Genomic DNA, 25,844 nt, shown 5'->3' on the forward strand with positions numbered 1-25,844 from the left:
GTGTATCTAAATCCAAGGCTGCCAGGTTTGGCCGTCGACAACCCGGAAAAACGCTGCCCACGACAAAACTGAACAGCAACGAGTTCATGTTTTTGCTAGTCTCCCCACCACCGAACGGACGGTGGGTAGCTATGCTGGAAACGGACAAGGTGTTTGCCGGGTCGATCCCGGAAAACTACGATCGCCATATGGTGCCGTTGATTTTCGAGGCTTATGCGGCGGAGACCGCACGACGGGTGGCGTCTTTCTCACCCTTCGCCGTCTTGGAAACCGCTGCGGGCACCGGGGCCGTCACCCGCGCCCTTGCGCCGAAACTCTCTCCGGGCGCGAGCTACACCGTAACCGACCTCAACCAGCCGATGCTCGATTATGCGGCCTCGCGCCAGGGTCCTGACAGCCGCATCACATGGCGCCAGGCTGATGCCCTGAAGCTGCCATTCGGCGATGGCGCCTTCGACCTCGTCTGCTGTCAGTTCGGGGCGATGTTCTTTCCCGACCGCTCAGCTGCCTATCGCGAGGCAAAGCGGGTTCTGAAGCCCGGAGGACATTTCCTGTTCAGCGTGTGGGATCGCATCGAGGAGAATATATTCGCCGACGACGTGACGAATGCTCTGGCCACGATCTTTCCGCACGATCCGCCGCGTTTCCTGGCGCGCACACCGCACGGCTACCACGACAAGGCGCTGATCCGCAATGATTTGGAGGTCGCCGGGTTCGCCGATGTGGCCATCGAGACCAGAGCCGAGCAGAGCCGCGCATCTTCGCCGCGCGTTCCGGCTGTCGCTTATTGCAAGGGAACGCTTCTTCGCAACGAGATCGAGGCCCGGGATCCGGAAAAGCTTGAAGCCGCAACCGACTACGCCGAATCCGTGATCGCCGACAGACATGGCACCGGCGAGGTTGCCGCCAAGATCCAGGCACACATTATCGTGGCTGCGGCCTAGAGCGTTTCACCGTTTCACGGCGAACCGCTCTATCCCTTGTTTTAGCCGCATTTGTGCGACGCCAAGCGATTCCGCTTGGCTGCAAAATGCTCTAGCTCACCTTGTTTCGCTCGACGGTCAGATGCGCGTAGCCGGTATCGCTTGATTTGGCGAGATCGCCGGTCACCGGATCGGCCCAGCGCTGGCCGATAATGGCGCCGTTTTTCGCGCCGTCGATGACATTGTCCGAGATGACCGCGGTGCCTGAACCTTCGACGACCGAAACGACAATGCCTGTGCCTGCCTGGCGTATGATGTTTCCGGTCGCCACGACATTGCGCAGATACGGCCCCCAGCCAAGCTGCATGCCGTAGAGCGGCGCGTTCTCGACGACATTGCCCGAGACCGTCGTATCCGCTTCGGCGCTGATGCCGACGCCGAAGCCCGGCGGATCGGCGGTGTACGGGCCGGTCGTCTCGAGGTTGCGCACGATGTTGTTCGAGCAGACCGCCATGCGGCCGCCTTCGTTGAAGTTGACGATCGAGATACCGTTGGCGGCGCCGTCGACCAGATTGTTGCTGAGGATCGCGCCTTCGAAGGAGAATTCCGAATAGATCCCGGTCTCGCCGGAGCGCGAGCAGGTGTTGCCGGTGATCTGCAGGTTGCTGGCGCTGTTGGCGCGGATCGCGGTGAAGGCGCAGTCGGAGACGACGTTGCCCGAGATGATCACATTGCCGGCGCGGAAGGCGTTGATGCCGTTGCCGTTCTGGCCCGTACCGCCGCTCCGCGCGCCGATGCGCTGGACGCGATTGCCGCTGACTATGGTGCCGTCCTCCGCCGTCTGCCAGCGATGCACGAGGATGCCGCCATTGGCGCAATCGGACACGGTGTTGCCGGAAATCTCCAGCCCGCCGGCCTCGACCGAATAGATGCCGGCATCCGCCGCGCCCGAAATATCGGACCGGCCGACACGGCCGACGGCATGCTCGAGCGCCAGCCCGTTCTTGCCACTGCCGGTCACCTGGCAATTGTCGATGACGAGATGGGCGACGCGGCGCAGATCCAGCAGCCCTTGCGTGTATTCGGCGAGCCAGCGGTTGGCGCCGTCGAGCACCAGCCCGCTGAGCTCGATATGCTCGGCCTGTTCGGCCATCATCAGATGGCCGTTGCCGCCATAGACGATGCGCGTCGCGCCGGGCACGCCCGACAGCCGCACGCGGGCGGGCAGCTTGAGGTTTGAGACGAGATAGGTGCCGGGCGGCAGGAATACCGGCTGGTCGCGGTCGCTGGCTTCGGCGAGCAGCTTGGCGAAAGCCTTGCTCTGGTCGTCGACCGCGCCCGGCTGCACGCCGACCTCGGTGGCGTTGATCGAGCCGCGCATCGCGGCCATCTCGATACCCGGCAGCGTCTTCGCCGATGCCTTGCCGGCGAAGAGGCCGGCGACGGCAAGGCCTGCGGTCTGGGCAAGCAACGTTCGTCTGTTCAACATCGGCACAGGTCCTGGCGTTTCGCCGTGTCCGTCGCAGGAATCGTGCCAAGGCAGACCTGTCGGCAAACCGCTTGTGCAGTCGCCTCGCCAAGCCTAAGTTCATCGAATGAGCAGAGCTTTTACCCGCGAAGAAGACAGCGAAAACGCCATTGCCGGCGTCGGCGAACGGCCGATCAGCACGCACCGCAATCTGGTGACGGAGCGCGGCCTCGCGATGATCGAGGATAATCTGGCCGACTTGCGCGACATACTTGCCAAGGCCGAAAGGAAGGGCGACCGCGAGCGCATCGCGGTGGTTTCTCGTGACCTGCGCTACTGGACCGCGCGGCGCGAGAACGCCGAGCTTTCGGTGCCGGAACCCGGCAGCGACGTGGTGCGCTTCGGCATGGGCGTCACTCTGGAGGGCGACGACGGTAAGAAGGTGCATTGGCGCATCGTCGGCGAGGACGAAGCCGATCCGTCCAAGGGCTCGATTTCCCATGTCTCGCCGATGGCTTTGGCGCTGTTCGGCAAGAAGGTCGGTGATGTAGCCGCTGTGAACGGCAAGGAATGGGAGATCGTCAAGCTCTCGGACAAGGCCGAGAACTAGTTCTCTAGCAGAGAATTTGGCCGGTCGGCTATGCTTGCGTTGGCAGGTCGCGGGCTTGGAGATTGGTCGAAGCGCCCATCGCGATCGTCATCCTTGGGCGGAGCGGGAAGCGAAGCGTACCGCGTAGACCCAAGGATCCATGCCGTGACTTCAGCGTTGCCACTGCGATGCAGAATTCTGCGCCGCTCCTGCTTCGCCCAGGGATGACGAGGTTGGGATGGCTTCAGCTAATCGCCAGCGTTTGCGCTGATTTGCCCAAACGAACGGTGAGGATCTTACCCGCCGACAAGTCTGCAACCTTGCAAAATCTTTGTGTCGAGGAATTCGTCGGCAGAATCTATTTTGCCGCTTTCGCAGTGCGGTTTCGTATTTGTCCATGATATCGCGAGCGGCGTCGATCTGCCGTTCGACGCTGTCGCGGACTGGCCTGAGAATGACGCCGTCGTCAGTTTCGATGATCTGGAGCTGATCGCCAACTTGAAGGTTCAAGCTGTCAAGCATTTCGCGTGGCAGCAGTAAGGCTCCTGATCCGTCTTCAAGCGTATGGATGATCGTCTTGGCCATTATCGCGTCTTGGTTGTAGCTCAATTCATAGAAACAACCTTTTCGCCGATTGGGCAAGCTCTCACTGATCGGCCAGCAACCGATCCATAAGCCGGTTAGCCGCTTCCGGGATGACCGTCCCTGGCGGGAAGATTTCCGCCGCACCAGCCTTCAGCACCGCTTCATAATCCTGCGGCGGGATGACGCCGCCGGCGACGATCAGCATGTCGCCATGGCCGAGTTTCTTCAGCGCGTCCTTGAGCTCGGGGATGAGCGTCAGATGCCCGGCGGCTAAAGAGGAGGCGCCGATGATGTCGACATCGTGCTGCACCGCCAGCCTTGCGATCTCGTCCGGCGTCTGGAACATCGGCCCGACGGTGACGTCGAAGCCCAGATCGGCAAAGGCGCTGGCGATCACCTTCTGCCCGCGGTCGTGTCCGTCCTGTCCCATCTTGGCGACCAGGATGCGCGGCTTGCCGCCCGTCTTCTTCTCGAACGCCTCGATCTTTTCCTTGAGCCGATCGACCGCCGGATTGTCGCCGAGCGCGTCGCGATAGACGCCGGAGATCGTTTGCACAGCCGCCGTGTGGCGGCCGAACACTTTTTCCAGCGCCAGCGAAATCTCGCCGACGGTTGCGTTGGCGCGCGCCGCGCGGATCGCGAATTCGAGCAGGTTCTCGTCGCCTTCGGCGGCACGGGTCAGCGCCGCCAGCGCGTCCTCCAGGGCCGCGACGTCGCGCGTGCCTTTGAGCCGCTGCAGCTTTGCCAGTTGTCTCGCCTTCACCTCGGCATTGTCGATCTTCAGCACATCGACCTCGATATCGGTCTGAGGCCTATGCGCGTTGACGCCGACCAGCACCTGCTCGCCGGAATCGATGCGCGCCTGGGTGCGGGCGGCGGCTTCCTCGATGCGCAGCTTGGGAATGCCTTTCTCGATCGCCGCCGCCATGCCGCCGAGGCTTTCCACCTCCTCGATATGGGCAAGCGCGCGCGCCGCCAGATCATGCGTCAGCCGCTCGACATAGGCCGAGCCGCCCCACGGATCGATCATGCGCGTGGTGCCGGATTCCTTCTGCAGGATGAGCTGCGTGTTGCGCGCGATCCGCGCCGAATGGTCGGTCGGCAGCGCCATCGCCTCGTCGAAGGAATTGGTGTGCAGCGATTGCGTGTGCCCCTGCGTCGCCGCCATCGCCTCGATCATCGTGCGGGTGATGTTGTTATAGGGGTCCTGCGCCGTCAGCGACCAGCCGGAAGTCTGGCAATGGGTGCGCAGCGACAGCGAGCGCTCGTCCTTCGGCACGAAATTCTTCTGCATCAGGCTCGACCACAGCAGCCGCGCGGCGCGGAGCTTGGCGACCTCCATGAAGAAGTTCATGCCGATCGCCCAGAAGAAGGAAAGGCGCGGCGCGAAACGGTCGATGTCGAGGCCTCCCGCAACGCCGGCGCGCGCATATTCGATGCCGTCGGCAATGGTGTAGGCAAGCTCGAGGTCGGCCGTCGCGCCTGCTTCCTGCATATGGTAGCCGGAGATCGAGATCGAATTGAACTTCGGCATATGCTTGGAGGTGTAGGCGAAGATGTCCGACACGATCCGCATCGAAGGTTTCGGCGGATAGATGTAGGTGTTGCGGACCATGAACTCCTTCAGGATGTCGTTCTGAATGGTTCCGGCCAGATCCTTCTCGGCAACGCCCTGTTCCTCGGCCGCCACGATGAACAGAGCCATGATCGGCAGCACCGCGCCGTTCATCGTCATCGACACCGTCATCTCGTTGAGCGGAATGCCGTCGAAAAGCTGGCGCATGTCGAGGATGGAATCGATCGCCACGCCGGCCATGCCGACATCGCCGGCGACGCGCGGATGGTCGCTGTCATAGCCGCGATGGGTGGCAAGATCGAAGGCGACCGACAGTCCTTTCTGGCCGGCGGCGAGATTGCGCCGGTAGAAGGCGTTGGATTCCTCCGCCGTCGAGAAGCCGGCATATTGGCGGATCGTCCAGGGCTGCTGGACATACATGGTGGGGTAGGGCCCGCGCACGAACGGCGGCATGCCCGGATAGGTGTCGAGATTGGCAAGCCCCTTGAGGTCGCCCTGCGTATAGAGGTGCTTTACGGCGATGCCTTCGGGCGTCATCCGCTGGCCCTTGAGCCCGACCGGCACCCGACGCGGCGCCGACCAGCCGATCTGGCTGAAATCCGGGATCATGAACCGGCTCCGATCGACTGATCGATGCGCACCGGAAACAGCGGCTCGCAAGTCGCCACGCCCTCCGTCAGCGCCGGCCGCCGCTCCTGCGGCAGTGTCTCGACCGGCCGCTCGTTCGGCACGCGATAGAGCGTCGTGCCGACAATGCCGCGTTCACCGGATCGGTAAGCGCCGTTGCGCTTGGCGGCGGCGGTCTGCACGCGGTTCTGGATATAGCCCTGCTGCAAACTGTTGAGCACGCCGCCCTCGGCCTCGATGCGCTGGAATTCCTCCCAGGCAGCAGCGCAAAGATCGTTGGTCAGCGTCTCGACCGCGCCCGAACCGCCGGCGGGGTCGGCGACATGGCCGACATGGCTCTCCTCGGCCATGATCAGTTGGGCGTTGCGGGCTACGCGGCGGGCAAAGCCGGCCGGCAGCCCGTGTGCGATCGTGTGCGGCAGGATCGAGATCGAATCGGCGCCGCCGGTTGCGGCCGCGAAGGCCGCGATGGCCGTGCGCAAAATGTTGGTCTCCGGGTCGGCCATCGTCATCATGCGGTAGGAGGTCTCGGCATGGATGCTCGCCGTCGATGCCGGGATCGAGCAGGCCTCCTGGACGCGCGCCCAGAGCTTGCGCAACGCCCGCACCTTGGCCGTCGACAGGAACTGGTCCTGGTCGACGCTGAGGGCAAAGCCGATATGCGGCGCGGCGTAGACAAGCGGCTGGCGCGCCTTCTCGAACATCCTGAGATAGGACACGACCGACGCCATCATCGTGCCGAGCTCCTGCGCCTCGGTGGCGCCGGCATTGTGGAAGACGCGGCCGTCGGCCTCGAGCAGAACGCCCGGCACGCCCATCGAGAAGAAATGCGCCAGCGACTGCGGCATCGATTCCTGCAGCGCCTCGATCGAGGTGCGCAGCCGCCCGGTTCCGGCGAAGATCGCCGCCGGGTCGATGCCGAAGGAGAGGTTGAGCTTGGTCGGGTCGGAGCGGCGGCGGCTCAAGAAAGCGAGCAGCCAGTCGGCGACCGCGCGGCTCCAGGGATGCGCGTCGATGCGCACCTGCACGCGGTTGAGCGGCACGCCGTCGAGCACCGCTTCCAGTGCTTCCGCGGTGCGCGGCAGGCCGTAGCCGAACGCGTTCGGCGCGCCTTCGAAGACCAGCGACAGGCCGGTCGCCCCTTGCGCGATGTCGTCCAGCGCCTGCGCGCTGGCGCGGGCGATGTCCGGGTCGTCGACGCGCTGGCTGACGATCCAGGGCACTGTCGGATTTGTGCGTGGCAGCGGCTCGGCGGTCGTCGAGCGTTGGCTGAGCGGTTCGATGCGGATGCCGTCATCGGTGTGCGAAACCAGCTTTTCCTCGAAGGAACCGCCGGCAAGCGCCTTCTCCGCCAGCGTCTGCCAACGCTTGGCGTCCGGGTTCGGAAGGTCGACATCCCTGGTCAAGGCGCCGGCGCTCATCGCTCTCCTCGCTTCTCGGCCGCATCAGCCGGGTCCAGCCAATCTAAGGTCAGGAACCGGATATCACAATGCGTCATCCGGCCAGGTGCTCTTGCGGCCATCTAACCGATTGCCAAACATGCGCAAAATCCGCAAGCGCCCAAAGTCAAATTCGGTGCCGGCCCCAAATTCTTTACTGACCATTGCCGCATGCGGCTAGCGTTACTATAGCTCGGGTGAGGCCTTTGAGCGGAACAGATTGCGGAGACCGGATTTATGGTTGACGAGACCAGCATCTTCATCGGCGCCAGCCGCAAGCCCGACGATTCCTATCAGCACGCGGAAGAGCTGTTGTTGCGCTACGGCAACCGCCACGGCCTTGTCACCGGAGCCACGGGCACCGGCAAGACGGTCAGCCTGCAGATCCTGGCCGAGGGCTTTTCGAATGCCGGCGTGCCGGTCTTCTGCGCCGACGTCAAGGGCGACCTATCCGGCATATCCATGATGGGCGAGGCCAAGGATTTCCTGGTCGAGCGCGCCGGAGAGGTGAAGCTCGATCCCTACCAGTTCCAGGAATTTCCGGTCATCTTCTGGGATCTGTTCGGCGAGCAGGGCCATCCGATCCGTGCCACCATTTCCGAGATGGGGCCGCTGCTTTTGTCGCGGCTGATGAACCTCACGGAGGCGCAGGAAGGCGTCATGAACATCGCCTTCCGCATCGCCGACGAGGAAGGCCTGTTGCTGCTTGATTTGAAGGACCTGCAGGCGCTGCTCGCCAACATCGCCGACCGCGCCGACGAACTCAGCGCGCGCTACGGCAATGTCACCAGGCCGTCGGTCGGTGCCATCCAGCGCACGCTCCTGGTGCTGGAGAGCCAAGGCGCGGCGAACTTCTTCGGCGAGCCGGCGCTGCGCATCGCCGACATCATGCGCACCACGCGCGACGGCCGCGGCGCCATCAGCGTTCTGGCCGCCGACAAGCTGATGATGAACCCCAGGCTCTACGCCACTTTCCTGCTGTGGCTGATGTCGGAACTGTTCGAGGAACTGCCCGAGGTCGGCGATCTCGACCAGCCGAAGCTGGTCTTCTTCTTCGACGAGGCGCATCTGCTGTTCGAAGACGCGCCGAAAGTGCTGATCGACCGTGTCGAGCAGGTGGTGCGGCTGATCCGCTCCAAGGGCGTCGGCGTCTATTTCGTCACCCAGAACCCGCTCGACATTCCGGAAAAGGTGCTCGCCCAGCTTGGCAACCGCGTCCAGCACGCGCTGCGCGCCTATACGCCGCGCGAACAGCAGGCGGTGCGCACTGCCGCCGACACCTTCCGGCCCAATCCCGATTTCGACTGCGCCACCGCCATCACCCAGCTCGCCACCGGCGAAGCGCTGGTTTCGATGCTGGAGGACAAGGGCGTGCCGGCCATGGTCCAGCGCACGCTGATCCGCCCGCCATCCTCGCGGCTCGGGCCGATCACACCGGACGAGCGACGCAAGATCATGGCCGAGAGCCCGGTCGCCGGCCAGTACGACCAGGTCGTCGATCGCGAATCGGCCTTCGAAATCCTGCAGAAAAAGGCCAAGGAGGCGCAAGACGCCGAGGCCCACGCAAAGCAGCAAAACAGCGGCGGCTCGCGCTGGACCATTCCCGGCTTCGACGATGTCTTGGGGACAGGCAACCGGCGGTCTTCCAACCGCCAGACCGTTGCCGAAGCCGCCATCAAGTCGGTGGTGCGCTCGGTCGGCTCATCCGTCGGCCGCGCCATCGTGCGCGGCATTCTGGGGAGCCTGGCCAGGGGAAGGTGAGCTTTCAGCGCCGAGCACGAGGGGCTGAAGTGATCAGCCGACTTCGATGTTCATCTCGGCGATGAGCCGCTCGCGCCCGGCCAGCGAGTTCAGCGCCTTGTCGCCCAGCTCGCGGGCGACGAGGTTGAGCAGCGCTTCGCAAAACACGACATAGGCGCCCATGCTGTTCGAATAAAAGCTGCTGGCATGCGGGATGAAGAAGGCATGCTCGGCCGGAGGGGCGAGTGGCGAGGATCGGGAATCGGTGATCGCGATCACGCTCTGGCCGTTCGCTGCCGCGACGCGGCCGACCTCGGCGACGCTGCGCGTATAGGGCGCGCAGCTGGCTGTGACGACGACGTCGCCCGGCTCAAGCTGCGACAGCGCCTCGGCGACGCCGAGGCGCGGCGCATCCAGGAGCGCTACGTCGGACCGCACCATGCCCAGGCCATAGGTAAGAAAGCTCGCCAGCGAATGGAATTGGCGAACGCCGTGGATGCGCACGCGCCGAGCGCTCGCCAGCAGGCTTGCCGTACCTTTTAGCGAGGCGCTGTCCACCTGACCGAGGAAGCCGTCGACATTCGCCGCCGTTTCGCGCGCCAGCTGCTCGAAGACCTCGACTTCGGTGCCGCCTGCCGACGGTGTCGTCATCAGCCTTCCGGCCTGGCGGCTGTAGAAATATTGCTGGTCGTCGGCGATTGCCTTGCGGAAGACGGCCTGAAAATCGCTGAAGCCTTCGAAGCCGAGACGCTTCGCCAGCCTGGTCAGCGTCGACGGATTGATGCCGAACTGATCGGCGAGTTCCGAGATCGTGCGGACGGCCGATTGTTCGGGCGCCTCGACCAGCTTGGCGAAGACGTCATGCGCCTTGGAGCCGAGGGAAAAGCCTGCTTCGTCGCGGCCGACCGAGAGCGCCAGTGCCCTCAGATCCTCGATGGTGCGCGGCGGCTTCGCAACGACTTCCTCTGGCATCGTTCCCGTTCACCCCGCGACAGGGACAAGTCCATCCCGCATGTCGAAGCGCGCTGCTTCGTATGCCGCATCGTAGACAGCCCACTCGACCTTGTCAGCCCCGATGCGGAAGACAGCGCTTGCAAGCGTGTTCTCGACATCGCTGTCGGCCGGATCGGTGCGGTAGATCGGCAGCTCGGGATCGGCCGCGTCCCACAAGATGCCGAGCGCGCGGCTTTGCGGGTTCGATTGCGGCGTCTGATCCAGCAGCGCTTCGCCCCGTCGTTGGCGCACGCCGGACGAACCGGTGACGATCTGCGACATGCGCCCGGTGTCGGCGTGGATCAAGTGGTTCGAGTGGACACGCGCCGCTTCGACGCGATCGACCGACAGGGCTTGGGCGGTGAACTCGACGCTAAGCAGCCGCTCGTCGCCGGCCTGCGCCAGGGTAAGATGAAAGGCGCCGGCGCGCGGCACCGATTCGAGCAGAGCCAGCGCCGCGTCGAGGTCCGCTGCGTCGAGCACGGCGCGCGCGAGCACCATGCGCGGCGCCCCGGCGCCGCCGGCCAGCGGCCTGGTGTTGTTGACCGTCTGCACCAGCCTCGCCGACGTGGCCGCGAATGTGTGGCCGGGCAGCGAGCCGGGATAGACGAAGGCGGTGAATTGATTGCCGCCTTCGGACGTCACACGGGCCAGCGCGCAGTGCCCGGCGAAATCCGGGTCGCCGTCCTCGTTGTGACCGATGACATGCGGGGATCCCGGCAATTGCACCGTCGTGCAGCCATCCGGCGCCATTGCCCAGATGTCGCCGCGGCAGTTCCAAAGGAAGACGTCGTCGAAGGGCAATTCGAGCCCGACGGCGAGGCCCTGCAACTCGGCCCAGTAGCGCGGAAACCGTTCCCGCACGATCGTCGCCATCGTGCCGATACGGGGATCGGCGCGGCGTGCGGTCAGTTCGCGCCATGCCGCGGACGTGCGGAAGTGGTCGTGCAGGGCGGCCCGGCCAAAGCGCCCGAGGGCGGCGCCGACCTCCTGCGGCGACCCCGCGACATCGATGAAGGAAAGCCGGCGGTCGGCATCATGCAACATGCTGGAGAAACTCTTTCAAGCGCGGGTTTTGCGGGTTCGCAAGCAGCTCCCGCGGCTCGCCATCGACGGCGATCTTGCCGCCCTCCATGAAGATCAGCCTGGTTCCGACCTTGCGGGCAAAGGCCATCTCGTGAGTGACGACGATCATCGTCATGCCTTCCTCGGCCAGCGCCTGCATCACGCGCAGCACTTCATGCCGCAATTCGGGATCGAGCGCCGAGGTCGGCTCGTCGAACAGCATCAGCTTAGGCTTGACGGCAAGCGCACGGGCGATGGCGACACGCTGCTGCTGGCCGCCGGAAAGCTCGCTCGGATAGTGATGCGCCCGGTCGGCGAGGCCGACCTTGGCAAGCATTTCCAGCGCCTGCCTGCGTGCCTCTTGCCGCGTTTCGCCACGCACGCGGCGCGGGCCGAAAGCGACGTTCTCGAGCGCCGTCATCTGCGGAAACAGATTGAACTGCTGGAAGACCATGCCGGCTTCCTGGCGGATCAGGCGGACCATGCGGCCGCCGGATTTGACGCTGATGCCGTCGACGACGAGGTCACCGCCGTTGATCTCCTCCAGCGCATTGATGCAGCGAAGCAGCGTCGATTTGCCGGATCCGGAGGGGCCGATCAGGACGACCTTCTCGCCGGGCTCGATCGACAGGTCGACCTGGTCGAGGATCGTGACCTGGCCGAAGCGCTTGGTGACTTTTTTGAACGCCACGATGCTCACAGGATGCGCATCCTCTTTTCGGTCAGCCGGAGGATGAGCGTAAGCGTGCCCGTCATTATCAGGTAGAACATCGCCACGGCCGACCAGATTTCGACGGCGCGGAAGTTGGCCGCCATGATTTCCTGGCCCTGCCGGGTGAGTTCGCCGACGCCGATGACGATGAACAGCGATGTATCCTTCAGGCTGACGATGAATTGGTTGCCGAGCGCCGGGATCATGCGGCGGAAGGCGAGCGGGCCGATGATGTAGAGAAGCACTTTCCAGAACGGCAGGCCGAGCGCTAGGCCGGCCTCGCGCAATCCGCGATGGACGGAAAGGAAGGCGCCGCGCACGATCTCGGCGATGTAGGCGCCGGCATTGATGATGATCGCCATGATTGCCGCCGCCAGTGGGTTGATGCGGACATCGGCCAGTATCGGCAGCGCGAAATAGATGAACATCACCTGCACGATGATCGGGGTGCCGCGAATGATCTCGACATAGACCATGGCGATGGCGTTGAGAACGATGTTGCCATAGGCGCGTGCCAGCCCGGCGGCGAAGCCGATGACAAGGCCGCCGGCAAGCCCGGCGAGCGCGATCAGCACCGTGAGGCGGGCGCCTTTGAACAGCTCCGGCAAGGCCTGCCAGATGACGGACCAATCGAAATCCATGAGAGCTTTCCTTCAGGGAAGGCACGCCGGCCCTGCCGGCGCGCAAGGGGATCCAAGGGAAACCCCGGTGATCAGCTCTTCGGCGGCTCGGTGCCGAACCACTTCTGGTAGATGGCCTTATAGGTGCCGTCGCCCTTCAACTTGGCGATCGAAGCATTGACCTTGGCGACGAGCGGGCTGCCCTTGGGGAAGGCGATGCCATATTGCTGGGCCATCATCTGTGGGCCGACGGTCTTCACTTTCCCCTGGCCGTTGGTCTTGATGTAGTAGAGCACGTTCGGCGTGTCGTGCATGGCAGCGTCGGCGCGTCCGGTCGCAACCTCGAGATAGGCGTTGTCGCTGTTGGGGAACAGGCGCAGTTCCGTGCCCTTGAAATGCTCCTTGGCGTAGTCGGTCGCCGACGTGCCGGTCTTCACGGCCAGCGTCTTTCCGACGAGATCATCCGGACCCTTGATCGCGCTGTCGACCGGCACCATCAAAAGGAAGCCGCTGTCGTAATAGCCGTCAGAGAAGTCGATGACCTTCTTGCGCTCGTCCTTGATGGTGATGCCGGCCAACCCGACATCGACCTGCTTGGTTTGCAGCGCCGGGATGATGCCGTTGAAGTCCATCGGCTGCAGCGTGTAGGTCACGCCGATATCCTTGGCGATTGCGGCCCACAGGTCGATGTCGAAACCGACATATTTGTCGCCTTCCTTGAATTCGAACGGAACGAAGGCGGTGTCCGTCGCCACGATCAGGTCGTCGGCAAAGGCCGGATGGCCGAAGGCGAGTGTTGCCGCGACGGCCGCGGCGGCGGTGAGGCTTGCAAGTGCGAACTTCATTTTTCGGGTTCCCCTTTTTGTTGGATTGCCCGGGAAGCCTAACACCGTCGGACCTTCTGCGCAAATTAAAAATGCATTCAGATATAAAATGCACTACATATTTGCATCTTGCGACAAGGCGAACCTGCTGGGGAACGGCTGTCAGCGAACATTCAAGAAGCTTCAGGCGGCGGCCCACTGACGTCTGAGCGCGTCCGCATCGGCGAGTGTGACTCCGCAGGCTTCGACTGCCCGCCTCGTAGCCGCGACGAGGTCCTGATTGCCGGAAGCCAGCGCCCCGCCGGGCAGGAAAAGATTGTTCTCGAAGCCGACGCGCGCATGTCCGCCGAGCAGCGCCGCGGTCGTGACGCAGGCCGTCTCCTGGCCGCCGAAGGCGCAGACCATCCAATGGCTGGCGGCGGCGATACCGGGCACCAGGAACGGCAGCAGGTCGGCTGGCCGCGACGTCTGCCCGATCGTGTAGCGGCCGAGCACATAGAGAACCGGCAGGTTGTCGAAGGGGATCACGCCGCGACCCGCGAGCGCCGCGAGATAGGCCGCCTCCTCGGGGGTGTAGAGGATGATCTGCGGCGTGACCTTCTCCCTGCGCAGCGTTTCGAGGAACGCGGCGAACGCCGTTTCACGCGTCGGGTCGGGCACGAGCTCGCGCAAGGCCAGCGAAACCGCTTCGGGGCGGACTTCCAGCACCACCCGCATCTGCTCTTCGGGCCGATAGATACCCAGCGCCTCGCTGGTGATCTGGAGAACGAGCCTGTCGCCGACGCTCGCCCTGATCGCTGCGGTCGCGGCTTGGTAGGCTTCGGCGTCCAGCAAATGGCGTGCGTCGCGGTCGCGGACATGGACGTGGATCATGGCGGCGCCGGCTTCGAACGAGGCAGCGGCCACATCCGCCAACTCATCCGGGGTGATCGGCAAGGCTGGATGGTCGGCCTTCGTGCGCCGACCGCCATTTGGCGCCACGGCGATCGCAACGCGATTTTGGTACGGCATTGATAGCTCCATTTGTTGCAATAGATCAACTTATGCAACATATATTGCACGATCATACATTTGCGTCTATGGTTGTGGCATGATCCGCGCGCCGCTCACCGATGCCATCGTCGAGGTCTTCGACGCCCTGCCTTCGCAGCTTCAGGACGCTGCCCGCTATCTTCTCGACAATCCCGAGGACGTGGCGCTGCTGTCGATGCGCGAGCAGGCGCGCCGCGCCGGCCTGCAGCCCTGGACGATGGTGCGCCTGGCCAAGCGGCTGGGCTTCGATGGTTATGAGTCGCTGCGCTCGCTTTACGCCAATGCCATGCGGCAGGGTGAGCTCGGCTTCGCCGGCAAAGCTGGCGCGCAGCTCGCGCGGCAAAGCGAGGTCGGCGACCGCGCATTGGCTGGCGAGATGGTGAGGTCGCTGTCGGAGCAGATCGCCCACCTTGGCGAACCCGAGCGGCTCGACACGCTTGCCGCGGCGGCCGAGCGGCTGCATGCGGCGCGCCGGATATTCTGCCTCGGCCTGCGCTCCAGCCATCCGGTCGTCGCGCACTTTTCCTACGTCATGTCCTTTCTCGGCGAGAAGGCGGTGATGCTGGACGGCGCCTCGGGAACTGGCACCGACGCCATTCGCCTCGCGACCTCTGAGGACATCCTGTTCGTGGTCAGCGTCGCGCCCTACACCAGGCTGACCGTCGATCTTGCCCGTCGCGCCGCGGCCGGCGGCGTGCCGGTGATCGCGCTCACCGACAGCGCCGTGTCGCCGCTCGTCGGCCTGGCCGCCCTGTCGGTGCTGGTGCCGACGGAAAGCCCGTCCTTCTTCCACGCCATGGCGCCGGCCTTCGTCGTCGGCGAGATCCTCGCGGCGCTGATCGCCGGCAAGGGCGGGGACAAGGCGCTTGCCGCCATCCGCCGCACAGAGGACCAGCTCTCCCAACTCGACATCCACATCTTGCCGCCGCGCGGCCGGAGGAAATCATGACCCATATCCTGCATCGCCAGATCAACGCCGTGCTGCCGGTCGCCAGCGGCGGCAAGGGCATCGAGCTGTTCGACAGCAACGGGCGCGGCTATATCGACGCCTCCGGCGGCGCCGCTGTTTCCTGCCTCGGCCATGGCCATCCCGACGTCATCGCCGCCATGCACCGGCAAGCCGACACGCTTGCCTACGCCCATACCAGCTTCTTCACCAGCGACGTCGCCGAAGCCCTTGCCGACCGGCTCGTCGCCGACGCGCCGGCCGGCATCAGCCATGCCTATTTCGTCTCCGGCGGTTCGGAGGCGATCGAGGCGGCGCTGAAAATGGCGCGGCAGTATTTCGTCGAGATCGGCCAACCGCAGCGCCGCAACATCATCGCGCGCAAGCAGAGCTATCACGGCAACACGCTTGGCGCCCTCGCGACCGGCGGCAACGAATGGCGGCGCGCCCAGTTCCGGCCGCTGCTCATCGAAACGCATCACATCGACCCGTGCTTCGCCTATCGCTTCCAGGAAACCGGCGAGACGGATGAGGACTATGCCGCTCGCTCTGCGCAAGCGCTTGAAGACAAGATCATCGAGCTCGGACCGGAGACGGTCATGGCCTTCGTTGCCGAAACGGTGGTCGGCGCGACGGCGGGCGCGGTGCCGCCGGTGGCGGATTACCTGCGCCGCATCCGCCAGATCTGCGATCGCCACGGCGTGCTCTTGATCCTCGACGAGGTGATGTGCGGCATGGGTCGCACCGGAACGCTGCATGCCTGCGAGCAGGATGGCGTCGCTCCAGACCTGATGACGATCGCCAAGGGGCTCGGCGGCGGCTATCAGCCGATCGGCGCGGTCCTGCTTGGCCGGAAAATCTTCGACGCCTTCGCGAATGGCTCAGGCCTCTTCCAGCACGGCCACACCTATATCTGCCATCCGATGGCCTGTGCCGCGGCGCTCGCCGTTCAGGAGGTCATCGCCCGTGACAGACTGCTCGACAATGTGAAAGCGATGGGCGCGCATCTGGCGCGCCGGCTCGGCGAGCGCTTCGGCAACCATCCCCACATCGGCGATATTCGCGGGCGCGGCCTGTTCATGGGCGTCGAGCTGGTCGAGGACCGTTCGACGAAGCAGCCTTTCGATCCGAAACGCAAGCTGCATGCGCGCATCAAGAAGGCTGCCATGGCGAACGGCCTTCTTGTCTACCCGATGGGCGGCACGATCGACGGAGCCAGTGGCGACCATGTGCTCCTGGCGCCGCCCTTCATCTGCGACGTTGCGGCCATCGACGCGATCGTCGAACGCCTCGACGACGCCATCGGCGAGGCATTGCGCAGCTAACGGTATCAACCGTTCAAACTCGCTGGCGCGGCCTTCAGGTGGTCGCGCCGTTCACACCGGGATGAGCGGCGCAACCTCGCGGTCGGAAGGCCGGTCGCTTGCCGCCAGGCCGGCCAGCACGCCGGCGCGATCGGCCGCATTGCGGTTCTGGCTCATCTTGCGCTTGCCTTCGAGCTTCGTGATCGGCATGCGCAGCCCCACAATGCCCTTCAGCTGCGACTGGACGAAATCCGGCGGCGCGTCCGACACGGCCCAGGGCGCGACGCGTTCGCCTTCATGCAGGTTGGTCAGACGCGTCACGACCTCGAGCAGCCTGTCGGCATCCTCGAAGAATTCGATCGGCCCGTGGGCATGGACGGCGACATAGTTCCAGGTCGGCACGACCTTGCCGGTCTCCTGCTTGGTCTGGTACCAGGCCGGCGTCACATAGGCATCCGGCCCCATGAACATCGCCAGGCCATCGCCCAGCGGCGGCACGCGCCAATGCGGGTTTGCCTTTGCGACGTGGCCGTAGATCACGCCATGCTCACCTTCGCTCGCATCGAGGAAAAGCGGCAACGGCGTCGCCAGCGGGCCTTCGGCCGTGGCGGTGACCAGGATAGCCAGCCGCGCCGCGCGGATCGTGGCCCTGAGGCTCTCCTTGTCGTCGTCGCGGAAGGCGGGGGGTGTGTACATGGCAAAACTCCTTGCGGCATAAAATGCCTGAAGTTCGACCTGCTTAGAACATCCAGCCTCGAAAGTTTTTTGTAGTCCAGCCGGATTGCAGGCGTATCGATGCAGGCCGTCGGCGTCGCGGGTTTTCGCCCCTTTGGCCGAGCGCCGCTGACCGGCCAATGCATGTCGCCTAAAAGTGCGCAGCGGTTTTGGGAAACGACATGCACAGGAACAAAGGCACAAAGCGCGTCGCGCTTTGGCGGGTCAGAAAATCTCGTTGGTGAGCTTCTTCACCGGACCGAGCAGGATCGAGCCCGTCGGTACGCCGTTGTCGATCGGGATGGCTTTGCGTTCCGGCATGTCCTCCTCCGGTGCGCCGACATTGGCCGTCACGATGACGGGCGACTTGGTCGGCACCCGGTCGTAGAGGTCGATGATGTCCTGGTTGATCAGGCGCACGCAGCCCGAGGACACCGACTTGCCGATCGACCACCATTCGGGCGACCCGTGCAGGCGGTAGAGCGTGTCCTGGTTGCCCTGGAAGAGATAGAGCGCGCGGGCGCCGAGCGGGTTCTTCAGGCCGCCTGGCATGCCGCCATTCTTGGCGCTGTATTGCGTCAATTCGGGCTGGCGGGCGACCATCTCGTCCGGCGGCGTCCATTTCGGCCACTTCTGCTTCCATTGCACGACCGCGTCACCCGCCCATTCGAAGCCGGCGCGGCCGAGGCCGACGCCGTAGCGGATCGCCTGGCCGCCTTCGCGCACCAGATAGAGGAAGTGGCCGGTGGTATCGACGACGATGGTGCCGGGGCGCTGCCCGGTCGGATCGGGAACGATCTGGCGCAAGAATCTGTGATCGATCTTGTTCACCGGGATGGCCGGCAGGTCGAAGCCGTTGTCGGACATCGCGCCATACATCGTCTCATAGTCGCCGAGCGGCGGCTCGACATAGGCCGGCGGCGGCGGCTGGACCGGGGCGGGGGCCGGACCGGTGGTGGTGCAGGCGGAAACGGCTGCCGAAGCAGCGCCTAGGGCTGTGAAATTGAGGAAGCCACGGCGGCTGATGCGGAAGGAAGCGTCTGACATGGTTGCCTTTTCTAGGTCTTGATTCGCAAGAAAGCATGAACCCGTGCGCACATCGCTGGCGGCATCCATAACAGTCGGCGGCGATAGGCGGTTCCAATTCTGGCTTGAGGGTGGACAGAAAAAGGCGAAGCTGTGGCCGCGCCGCAGCTGTTGCGCTGCAGCAACAGCGGGCCGTTGGCCCGTTTTCGGGGAAACGGCGAACCGCCGTATCTCTTTTTGACGCAATTCCGGACGGAAGGCTATGGCGAGTCGCCGAACCTGACCGCTTCACACTTTTCCTGGAATTGCTCTAGACGCCGGCCGGCAGGCCTTCGAGCGAGGGCAGGATCAGCCCCGGCGGAAAGTCGCGGTACTCGTCCGGCTGGTTGGTCCGGTTGATCCAGACCGTGCGGAAACCGAACTTGGCCGCGCCGGCTATGTCCCAGCGGTTCGACGACTGGAACGACACCGCGCCCGGATAGAACCGCCAGCCGGTGACCACCATGTCGTAGACCGACGGATCGGTCTTGAACCTGCGCACCGCGTCGACCGAAAACACATCGTCGAGGATCTGGTCGAGTGCCGCGGATTTGACCGCGGCGTTGAGCATTTCCGGCGATCCGTTGGACAGGATCGCGAGTTTCGCGCCCGAGGCCTTGAGCGCTTTCAGCACGGCGGGCACTTCCGGGTAGCAGTCGAGCCGCCAATAGGCTTCGAGCAGCCTGGCCTTGAGCGACGGGTCGGCCGAGGGCACCTTGCGTAGCGCAAAGTCGAGCGACTGCTCGGTCAGTTGCCAGAAATCGGCATATGAGCCCATCAGCGTCCGGACCCAGGAATATTCGAGCTGCTTGGCGCGCCAGATTTCGGAGAGCAACTGTCCGTCCGGGCCGATCTCGCCCGCATGGCGGCGCACGGCCGCATGCACGTCGAACAACGTGCCATAGGCGTCGAAGACATAGGCCGCATGGTGCATGCGGAAGAGTTTTGCGGCGCGTAGGCTTGCCGCGCAAGCGCTGATTGCGGTCAAGTGCCTCTGGCCTCAACGATTTTTCCCGATGTCGGTTGACGCTGGCCGCCAAAGCATCGTCCTATGCCGGGCTGAAATCATCGATCTGGACGGCGAACATGACACTGGCGGCTGCGGCGCAAACCGCGACTTGGACCTATGTGGACGGCGACTGGTACGAGGGCAATGTCGCGATACTGGGGCCGCGCAGCCATGCCATGTGGCTCGGCACCAGCGTCTTCGACGGCGGCCGCTGGTTCGAGGGCGTGGCGCCCGACATCGAGCTTCATTCCGCCCGCGTCAACGCCTCGGCGGCAGCGCTTGGCCTGAAGCCTTCCATGACCGCTGAGGAGATCGTCGGGCTGACCTGGGATGGCCTGAAGAAATTCGACGGCAAGACGGCGGTCTATATCAGGCCGATGTATTGGGCCGAGCATGGCGGCTATATGGGCGTGCCGGCCGATCCGGCCTCGACCCGCTTCTGCCTCTGTCTATACGAATCGCCGATGATCGCGCCTTCCGGCTTTTCGATCGGCGTCTCGCCGTTCAGGCGCCCGACCATCGAGACCATGCCCACCAACGCCAAGGCCGGCTGCCTCTATCCCAACAATGGCCGCGCCATCCTGGAGGCCAAGAACCGCGGCTTCGACAACGCGCTGGTTCTCGATATGCTGGGCAATGTCGCCGAGACCGGAACCTCCAACATTTTCCTGGTCAAGGACGGCCATGTGATGACGCCGGCCGCGAACGGCACTTTTCTCTCCGGCATCACCCGCTCGCGGACCATCAACCTGCTCGGCGACTATGGCTTCAAGACCACCGAGAAGACGCTGTCGATCCGCGATTTTCTCGAAGCCGATGAGATATTCTCGACCGGCAATCATTCGAAGGTCGTGCCGATCACGCGCATTGAGAATCGCGACCTGCAGCCCGGTCCCGTGGCTAAGAAGGCGCGCGAGCTCTATTGGGAATGGGCGCATTCGACTTCCGCCGCCTGAGCCGCTGGAGCGTTCTACCGTTTCACTGAAACGGCGAAGAAACGGCGAACCGCTCCGGCTCTTATTTTTTACGCAATTCCAGACGGAAAACCGTTTCACACTTTTCCTGGAATTGCTCTAAAAGTCGCTCGGCGCTCCATTCCGGAGTTGCCCCGACCCATTCCAGACCTATCTTAGCTCGGTAGTATCACCGGACTTTTTCCTCGAGGGAGTACCATCCATGGCTTTTGAGTTGCCCGCTTTGCCTTATGACTACGAGGCCCTGCAGCCTTACATGTCGAAGGAGACGCTGGAGTATCACCACGACAAGCACCATAAGGCCTATGTCGACAACGGCAACAAGTTGGCAGCCGAAGCCGGAATGGGCGACCTGTCGGTCGAAGAGGTCGTGAAGCAGTCCTTCGGCAAGAATGCCGGGCTCTTCAACAACGCAGCGCAGCACTACAACCACATCCATTTCTGGAAGTGGATGAAGAAGGGCGGCGGCGGCAACAAGCTGCCGGGCGCGCTGCAGAAGGCCGTCGACAGCGATCTCGGCGGCTATGACAAGTTCAAGGCGGATTTCATCGCCGCCGGCACCACCCAGTTCGGTTCCGGCTGGGCCTGGGTGTCGGTCAAGAACGGCAAGCTCGAAATCTCCAAGACGCCGAACGGCGAGAATCCGCTGGTTCATGGCGCCTCGCCGATCCTCGGCGTCGACGTTTGGGAGCACTCCTATTACATCGACTACCGCAATGCGCGGCCGAAATACCTCGAAGCCTTCGTCGACAGCCTGATCAACTGGGACCATGTCCTGGAGCTATACGAGAAGGCCAAAGGTTGATCGTTTTACCGAAAAGCCCCGGCACGCCGGGGCTTTTCTTTTTCGGCCGGCGCCACAGATTTTCATCCCGGCGGGGAAAATTCACTGTGGCGTCGAAGGGAATATTTCCGTCGCGACGTCCGTTAACGTTGAGAGCAATTCAAGGAAAAGTGTGGAACGGTTTTCCGTCCGGAATTGCGCCAACAAGGAGATAGAGCATTTCACCGTGAAACGGTGAAATGCCGCAGTCGCTTACTCTCTTCACCATGGAGCCAATTGAATGAGAAAGCTTGTCCTCGCCATATCTATGCTCGCCTTTGCCGGCTCGGCCGCCTTTGCCGATCCGATTCAGGATCGCCAGGCCCTGATGAAGGAGCGCGGCAAGCTCGCCGGCCAGTTGTCCAAGGTGGTCAAGGGCGAGGAGGATTTCGATGCGGCCGCCGTGCTGACGACGCTGAAGGCCCTGCAGGCCAACGCCGAGAAGTTCGATGCCGAAAGGCTGTTTCCGGCCGGCAGCGACCAGGGCGATACCACAGCCGCGCCGAAGATCTGGGAAGATATGGCCGGCTTCAAGGCCGCCGAGGACAAGTTCCTTGCCAACACCAAGGAAGCGGTCGCGTCGCCGCCGGGTGATGTCGATGGTTTGAAGGCGCAGCTCAACACCCTTGGTGGCGATTGCGGCGCCTGCCATCAGAGCTACAGGGTCAAGAAGGGCTGACCGCCTGACATGGCCTGGCTGAAGAAGCTCGTCGGCGCCGTCATCGTGCTTGGCGGCGGCGCGGCTGCCGCAGGCTGGGTCCTGTCGGCGCCCGTCAGGCTGGACGCCGAGACCGTCGCGCAGCTCGGCCCCGGCGACGCCGCCAAAGGCAAGCGCATCTTCTATGCCGGTGGCTGCACCTCCTGCCATGCCAGGCCGGGCGGCGAGGGCGACGCCCGGCTGCAACTGGTCGGCGGCCTGGAACTGAAGACGCCGTTCGGCACCTTCGTGCCGCCAAACATCTCGCAGGATCAGAAGGACGGCATCGGCGCCTGGAGCAAGGAGGACTTCGCCAATGCCATGCTGAAAGGCGTTTCGCCTTCCGGCGAGCATTTCTATCCAGCCTTTCCCTATGCGTCCTACGCGCGCATGAAACCGGCCGACATCTCCGACCTCTACGCCTTCATGAAGACGCTGCCGGCGGTTGCCGGCAAGGCGCCGGGCCACAAGCTTTCCTTCCCCTTCACCATCCGCCGCGGCATCGGCCTGTGGAAGCGGCTCTATCTCAGCCCCGAACCGGTGATTGCGCTGCCCGACGGCAAGCCGGACAAGGCTCTGGCCGGCCGTTATCTGGTCGAGGGACCCGGCCATTGCGGCGAATGCCACACGCCGCGCGACTTCGCCGGCGGGCTCAAGAAGGCCGAGTGGCTGGCGGGGGCCGTGGCGGCCGAAGGCAAGGGCATCGTGCCCAACATCACCCCCGACGGTAACAGCATCAAAAGCTGGTCGGAGGCCGACATCGCCAACTACCTCGAAACCGGCTTCACGCCCGATTTCGATTCCGTCGGCGGCGCCATGGTCGACGTGCAACGCAACATGGCGCAACTGACCGCTGACGACCGTGCGGCGATCGCCGCGTACCTCAGGGCCGTGCCGCCGCATCCGAACGGCTATCCGGCGCGTAAGCCGGCCAAATAGCCTCAGGCTACGGGTGGCGGTCGCCGAGGAAGTCGAAGCCGTTTTCGAAAAAATGGTTGTAGTCGCAGGTCAGTTCCTCGCCGGGCGCGATGTCGCGCAGCGCGTAAGTCTCCTCGGGAGAGGAAACATCGCAGTTCGGTTCGTCGGCATGGTTCATGTAGCGCGCGTCGTCCGCCTCGAAGACGACAAAGTTCGGATCGCGCCGGTCCGGATAGGAATAGCGGTCGAGATAGGACTTCACCGGTCCGGATTCGCCTTCATAGGTCTCCACCGGAATGCGCCGGTCGAACCTTGGGTCGAGCTTCCAGATTAGAGTGCCCCGCGCGATGCGATGTTTGGCGAAGACGCCGATGCCCTGGATGGGCGATTTGTCGAGATAAACGTCGACGAGCAGCATGACCAACCCTGCGAATGACGGTGAGGCGGTCCGAGATGACCGCGACCAAAAATAACGGCGAATTGCGTAACGCGCGCTCTTGGCAATTGCGAGCGGAAAATCAGGCCTTGCCGGTCACTTTCAAGGCAAAGGCGTAAATGTAGGCGATCTCCTCCAGCCGCGAGAAGCGACCCGATGCACCGGCATGGCCGGAATCCATGTTGATCTTGAACAGCACCGGATTGCCGCCCGACTTGCGTTCGCGCAGTCGCGCCACCCATTTCGCCGGCTCCCAATAAGTGACGCGCGGATCGGTTAGGCCGGCCAGCGCCAGGATCGGCGGGTAGTCGAGCGCCGCGACATTGTCGTAGGGCGAATAGGCGGCGATCGTCTTGTAGTCGCCGGCCGACGCGATCGGGTTGCCCCATTCCGGCCATTCCGGCGGCGTCAGCGGCAGGCTGGCGTCGAGCATGGTGGTGAGCACGTCGACGAACGGCACCTCGGCGACGATGCCGCCGAAATTGTCCGGCGCCATGTTGGCGATCGCCCCCATCAGCATGCCGCCGGCCGAGCCGCCCTGCGCGACGATGCGGTCATGCTGCGTGTAACGCTCGGCGACGAGATGGCGGGCGCAGGCGATGAAATCGGTGAAGGTGTTCATCTTCTTCGCCCGCTTGCCGTCTTCGTACCAGCCATAGCCCTTGTCCTTGCCGCCGCGCACATGCGCGACGGCGTAGACGAAGCCGCGGTCGACCAGCGACAGGCAGTTGGTGTTGAAGGCGGAAGGAACGGTGATGCCGTAGGAGCCGTAGCCGTAAAGCAGGCAGGGCGCGGAACCATCCAGCGGCGTGTCGCGATGGTATAGCAGCGAGATCGGCACCAGCTCGCCGTCAGCGGCGGGCGCCATCAGGCGGCGCGTGACATAGTGCTCCGGATGGTGGCCTGAGGGCACTTCCTGCGTTTTCAAAAGCACGCGCTCGCGGCTGCGCATGTTGTAGTCGAACGCCTGCGCCGGCGTCGTCATCGACGAATAGGTGAAGCGCATCACTTCCGTGTCGTATTCGTAGGAGCCGGAGAGGCCGAGCGAGAAAGCCTCCTCGTCAAAGGAGATGAAATGCTCCTCGCCGCTGGAGCGCTCGCGCACGGCGATGCGCGGCAGGCCGTCCTTGCGCTCCAGTCTGACCATGTGATGCTTGAAACCGAGCACCGAGAGGATCAGCCGGCCACGCTCGTGCGGTACCAGTTCCTGCCAATTGGCGCGCACCGGATTGGCGACCGGCGCGGTCATGATCTTGAAATCCTTGGCGCCGTCGGCGTTGGTGAGGATGAAGAAGATGTCGCCGCCTTCTTCCAGGTCATATTGCAGCCCGGTCTCGCGCACCGCCACCAGCTTCGGCTCGGCTGACGGGTCATTGGCAGGCAGGAGGCGGTATTCGGAAGTCTCATGGTCGTTGATGCCGATCATGATCCAGTCATTGGCGCGCGTGCCGCCGACATCCATGAAGAAGCCCGGATCGGTCTCCTCATAGATCAGCCGGTCGTTTTCAGGCTTGTTGCCGAGCGCGTGGAAGAACACTTTTGACGGGCGGTGGTTGTCGTCGAGACGGGTATAGAAGAAGCCGTCATCGCCGGCATTCCACACCCCGCCGCCACCCGTATCCGGGATCTGGTCGGCAAGCTCCTTGGCACTCGCAAGATCGCGCACGCGCAGCGTGAAGAACTCCGAACCCTTGTCGTCGAACGCCCACAGCAGCTTCTTGTGGTCGGCCGAATGGTCGACGCCGCCGAGCCGGAAATAAGGCTTGCCTTCGGCCTCCGCGTCGCCGTCGAGCAGGATCTCGTCGGCGCCGCCGTCGCGGGGCGTGCGGAAATAGCGCGGCTGCTCACCGCCTTGCCTGAAGGACGAGCCATACGCATAGGGGCCGTCCTTCATCGGCACCGTCGAATCGTCTTCCTTGATGCGCCCTTTCATCTCGGCAAACAGCTTGCCGCGCAGGTCCGCTGTGCCGGCCATCAGCACGGCCTGATAGGTGTTTTCAGCCTCCAGATGGGCGCGGATGCGGCCGTCGAGCAGGGAGGGGTCCCGGAACACGGCCTGCCAGTTGTCAGCCCGCATCCAGGCATACTGGTCGCTGCGGGTGACGCCGTGATGTGTGTCGGAAACCGGGTGTTTCTCAGGGATCGGCGGGCTGGCGGTCGGGAAGGCGGAAGCTCTGATCATTACGTCTCGCTGCGGAATTTGCTTGAATAACAAGTGAACACGCCGCTCAGCGGCGGTTCAAGGGGGGCGCGTTTCAAGATGGTCTACACAAGCTAAGTTGAAGGGGGAAAGATGAAATCCTGTGTTTCTACCGCAATGTCTGTTGCCGTCCTTGCGGCAGGTCTGGCTCTTTCCAGTCAGTCTCATGCAACCGTCTTTGCCGCCTGGCAAGTGGCGGGCGTGCCGTTCGGCGACGCGCTCAATGCGCGAAAATTTCCTTCCAACACATCGCAAAAGCAGCGCGCGTATCCGAACGGTGCCGTGATGCAGATGACCGGCCGCTGCACCGGTGGCGTCAACCTGCTCGATATCGCCCGGCAGCCGCAGTGGGAGCAGCGCCAGGCGATCCGCTATTGCTGGTGCGAGATCTGGCACGACCCGGCGCAGAATGGCCATTTCGTCACCGGCTGGGTCTACGGCAAATATATCGCGCCTTATTGAGGGATGCCGTCACCCCACCTTGTCGGTGTGGCTGGCAAGGCGGGGTCCTTGCGCTCCGTTGCGCCGCAGGATTCATCGTGGCGGCGCAACAGGCATCCAAGCA

Annotated in this window: 25 protein-coding genes; 10 read left to right on the forward strand and 15 right to left on the reverse strand. The window is 63.9% G+C overall.

Annotated elements, in window-relative coordinates; genetic code table 11:
• Positions 1 to 131 precede the first annotated feature (131 nt).
• Entirely contained in the window at positions 132 to 944 is an 813-nt protein-coding gene (locus tag ACWGS9_RS25235) for a class I SAM-dependent methyltransferase (RefSeq protein ID WP_454507852.1), read from the forward strand.
• Between the two features lie 91 nt (positions 945 to 1,035).
• Here the strand turns inward: ACWGS9_RS25235 and ACWGS9_RS25240 are convergent, their stop codons facing one another.
• Positions 1,036 to 2,412: a TIGR03808 family TAT-translocated repetitive protein gene (locus ACWGS9_RS25240; RefSeq protein WP_454507807.1), complete on the reverse strand. Its 1,377-nt coding sequence runs from the start codon at positions 2,410 to 2,412 to the stop codon at positions 1,036 to 1,038.
• Positions 2,413 to 2,518: 106 nt separating this feature from the next.
• Between ACWGS9_RS25240 and greA the strand changes: the two genes are divergently transcribed.
• Positions 2,519 to 3,001: a transcription elongation factor GreA gene (gene greA / locus ACWGS9_RS25245; protein ID WP_320217368.1), complete on the forward strand. Its 483-nt coding sequence runs from the start codon at positions 2,519 to 2,521 to the stop codon at positions 2,999 to 3,001.
• A 150-nt stretch (positions 3,002 to 3,151) separates the two neighbouring features.
• Here greA and ACWGS9_RS25250 read toward each other — a convergent pair whose 3' ends face one another.
• From ACWGS9_RS25250 to ACWGS9_RS25260, 3 genes are all read right to left on the reverse strand, one after another.
• On the reverse strand, positions 3,152 to 3,565 hold the full coding sequence (locus tag ACWGS9_RS25250; RefSeq protein WP_454507808.1) for an AbrB/MazE/SpoVT family DNA-binding domain-containing protein: 414 nt from the start codon (positions 3,563 to 3,565) through the stop codon (positions 3,152 to 3,154).
• A gap of 61 nt (positions 3,566 to 3,626) precedes the next feature.
• Positions 3,627 to 5,750: a methylmalonyl-CoA mutase gene (gene scpA / locus ACWGS9_RS25255; protein ID WP_454507809.1), complete on the reverse strand. Its 2,124-nt coding sequence runs from the start codon at positions 5,748 to 5,750 to the stop codon at positions 3,627 to 3,629.
• Positions 5,747 to 7,189, reverse strand: a complete 1,443-nt coding sequence (locus tag ACWGS9_RS25260; RefSeq protein WP_454507810.1) for a methylmalonyl-CoA mutase subunit beta — start codon at positions 7,187 to 7,189, stop codon at positions 5,747 to 5,749. Before ACWGS9_RS25260 ends, scpA begins: the two co-directional genes overlap by 4 nt.
• A gap of 255 nt (positions 7,190 to 7,444) precedes the next feature.
• Between ACWGS9_RS25260 and ACWGS9_RS25265 the strand changes: the two genes are divergently transcribed.
• Positions 7,445 to 8,968: a helicase HerA-like C-terminal domain-containing protein gene (locus tag ACWGS9_RS25265; protein WP_454507811.1), complete on the forward strand. Its 1,524-nt coding sequence runs from the start codon at positions 7,445 to 7,447 to the stop codon at positions 8,966 to 8,968.
• A 33-nt stretch (positions 8,969 to 9,001) separates the two neighbouring features.
• Here the strand turns inward: ACWGS9_RS25265 and ACWGS9_RS25270 are convergent, their stop codons facing one another.
• From ACWGS9_RS25270 to ACWGS9_RS25295, 6 genes are all read right to left on the reverse strand, one after another.
• A complete protein-coding gene (locus tag ACWGS9_RS25270) occupies positions 9,002 to 9,919 on the reverse strand; it encodes a MurR/RpiR family transcriptional regulator (protein WP_454507812.1) in 918 nt (305 codons plus the stop codon).
• Positions 9,920 to 9,928: 9 nt separating this feature from the next.
• Complete coding sequence (locus tag ACWGS9_RS25275; RefSeq protein WP_454507813.1) at positions 9,929 to 10,987, reverse strand: C45 family autoproteolytic acyltransferase/hydolase; 1,059 nt, start codon at positions 10,985 to 10,987, stop codon at positions 9,929 to 9,931.
• Positions 10,977 to 11,705: a glutamine ABC transporter ATP-binding protein GlnQ gene (gene glnQ, locus ACWGS9_RS25280; RefSeq protein ID WP_454507814.1), complete on the reverse strand. Its 729-nt coding sequence runs from the start codon at positions 11,703 to 11,705 to the stop codon at positions 10,977 to 10,979. Before glnQ ends, ACWGS9_RS25275 begins: the two co-directional genes overlap by 11 nt.
• On the reverse strand, positions 11,702 to 12,358 hold the full coding sequence (gene glnP, locus ACWGS9_RS25285) for a glutamine ABC transporter permease GlnP (protein WP_320229070.1): 657 nt from the start codon (positions 12,356 to 12,358) through the stop codon (positions 11,702 to 11,704). The genes glnQ and glnP overlap by 4 nt, the downstream gene beginning before the upstream one ends.
• A 71-nt stretch (positions 12,359 to 12,429) precedes the next feature.
• Positions 12,430 to 13,182 carry a glutamine ABC transporter substrate-binding protein GlnH gene (gene glnH, locus ACWGS9_RS25290; RefSeq protein ID WP_454507815.1) on the reverse strand — a complete coding sequence of 251 codons (753 nt, stop codon included), beginning with the start codon at positions 13,180 to 13,182 and terminating at the stop codon, positions 12,430 to 12,432.
• A gap of 162 nt (positions 13,183 to 13,344) precedes the next feature.
• Entirely contained in the window at positions 13,345 to 14,172 is an 828-nt protein-coding gene (locus tag ACWGS9_RS25295) for a beta-keto acid cleavage family enzyme (protein ID WP_454507816.1), read from the reverse strand.
• A gap of 79 nt (positions 14,173 to 14,251) precedes the next feature.
• On the opposite strand from ACWGS9_RS25295, the gene ACWGS9_RS25300 reads away from it, so the two are divergent.
• Positions 14,252 to 15,142 carry a MurR/RpiR family transcriptional regulator gene (locus tag ACWGS9_RS25300; RefSeq protein ID WP_454507817.1) on the forward strand — a complete coding sequence of 297 codons (891 nt, stop codon included), beginning with the start codon at positions 14,252 to 14,254 and terminating at the stop codon, positions 15,140 to 15,142.
• Complete coding sequence (locus ACWGS9_RS25305) at positions 15,139 to 16,464, forward strand: aspartate aminotransferase family protein (RefSeq protein ID WP_454507818.1); 1,326 nt, start codon at positions 15,139 to 15,141, stop codon at positions 16,462 to 16,464. The genes ACWGS9_RS25300 and ACWGS9_RS25305 overlap by 4 nt, the downstream gene beginning before the upstream one ends.
• A gap of 51 nt (positions 16,465 to 16,515) precedes the next feature.
• Here ACWGS9_RS25305 and ACWGS9_RS25310 read toward each other — a convergent pair whose 3' ends face one another.
• The 3 genes from ACWGS9_RS25310 to ACWGS9_RS25320 form a co-directional block, all read right to left on the reverse strand.
• Positions 16,516 to 17,139, reverse strand: coding sequence for an FMN-binding negative transcriptional regulator (locus tag ACWGS9_RS25310; protein ID WP_454507819.1), 624 nt, complete (start codon positions 17,137 to 17,139; stop codon positions 16,516 to 16,518).
• Between the two features lie 243 nt (positions 17,140 to 17,382).
• Positions 17,383 to 18,204: a L,D-transpeptidase gene (locus ACWGS9_RS25315; protein WP_454507820.1), complete on the reverse strand. Its 822-nt coding sequence runs from the start codon at positions 18,202 to 18,204 to the stop codon at positions 17,383 to 17,385.
• A 289-nt stretch (positions 18,205 to 18,493) separates the two neighbouring features.
• Positions 18,494 to 19,156, reverse strand: coding sequence for a haloacid dehalogenase type II (locus tag ACWGS9_RS25320; protein ID WP_454507853.1), 663 nt, complete (start codon positions 19,154 to 19,156; stop codon positions 18,494 to 18,496).
• 152 nt (positions 19,157 to 19,308) lie between these two features.
• Here ACWGS9_RS25320 and ACWGS9_RS25325 point away from each other — a divergent pair, with 152 nt between their 5' ends.
• The 4 genes from ACWGS9_RS25325 to ACWGS9_RS25340 all read left to right on the forward strand — a co-directional run bounded on the left by ACWGS9_RS25325 (position 19,309) and on the right by ACWGS9_RS25340 (position 22,664).
• On the forward strand, positions 19,309 to 20,187 hold the full coding sequence (locus tag ACWGS9_RS25325) for a branched-chain amino acid aminotransferase (RefSeq protein ID WP_454507854.1): 879 nt from the start codon (positions 19,309 to 19,311) through the stop codon (positions 20,185 to 20,187).
• A gap of 220 nt (positions 20,188 to 20,407) precedes the next feature.
• Positions 20,408 to 21,010, forward strand: coding sequence for a superoxide dismutase (locus ACWGS9_RS25330; RefSeq protein ID WP_320217350.1), 603 nt, complete (start codon positions 20,408 to 20,410; stop codon positions 21,008 to 21,010).
• Between the two features lie 259 nt (positions 21,011 to 21,269).
• On the forward strand, positions 21,270 to 21,707 hold the full coding sequence (locus tag ACWGS9_RS25335) for a c-type cytochrome (protein ID WP_454507821.1): 438 nt from the start codon (positions 21,270 to 21,272) through the stop codon (positions 21,705 to 21,707).
• Between the two features lie 9 nt (positions 21,708 to 21,716).
• A complete protein-coding gene (locus tag ACWGS9_RS25340; RefSeq protein ID WP_454507822.1) occupies positions 21,717 to 22,664 on the forward strand; it encodes a cytochrome c in 948 nt (315 codons plus the stop codon).
• A 7-nt stretch (positions 22,665 to 22,671) separates the two neighbouring features.
• On the opposite strand, the gene ACWGS9_RS25345 is transcribed toward ACWGS9_RS25340, so the two are convergent.
• Positions 22,672 to 23,061, reverse strand: coding sequence for an SET domain-containing protein (locus tag ACWGS9_RS25345; protein WP_454507823.1), 390 nt, complete (start codon positions 23,059 to 23,061; stop codon positions 22,672 to 22,674).
• Between the two features lie 100 nt (positions 23,062 to 23,161).
• Positions 23,162 to 25,261 (reverse strand): S9 family peptidase, encoded by a 2,100-nt coding sequence (locus tag ACWGS9_RS25350; protein ID WP_454507824.1) that lies wholly within the window; start codon positions 25,259 to 25,261, stop codon positions 23,162 to 23,164.
• Positions 25,262 to 25,396: 135 nt separating this feature from the next.
• Here ACWGS9_RS25350 and ACWGS9_RS25355 point away from each other — a divergent pair, with 135 nt between their 5' ends.
• On the forward strand, positions 25,397 to 25,741 hold the full coding sequence (locus tag ACWGS9_RS25355; protein ID WP_454507825.1) for an SH3 domain-containing protein: 345 nt from the start codon (positions 25,397 to 25,399) through the stop codon (positions 25,739 to 25,741).
• The last annotated feature ends 103 nt before the right edge of the window (positions 25,742 to 25,844 follow it).

The organism is Mesorhizobium sp. Arg314, from assembly GCF_053714275.1.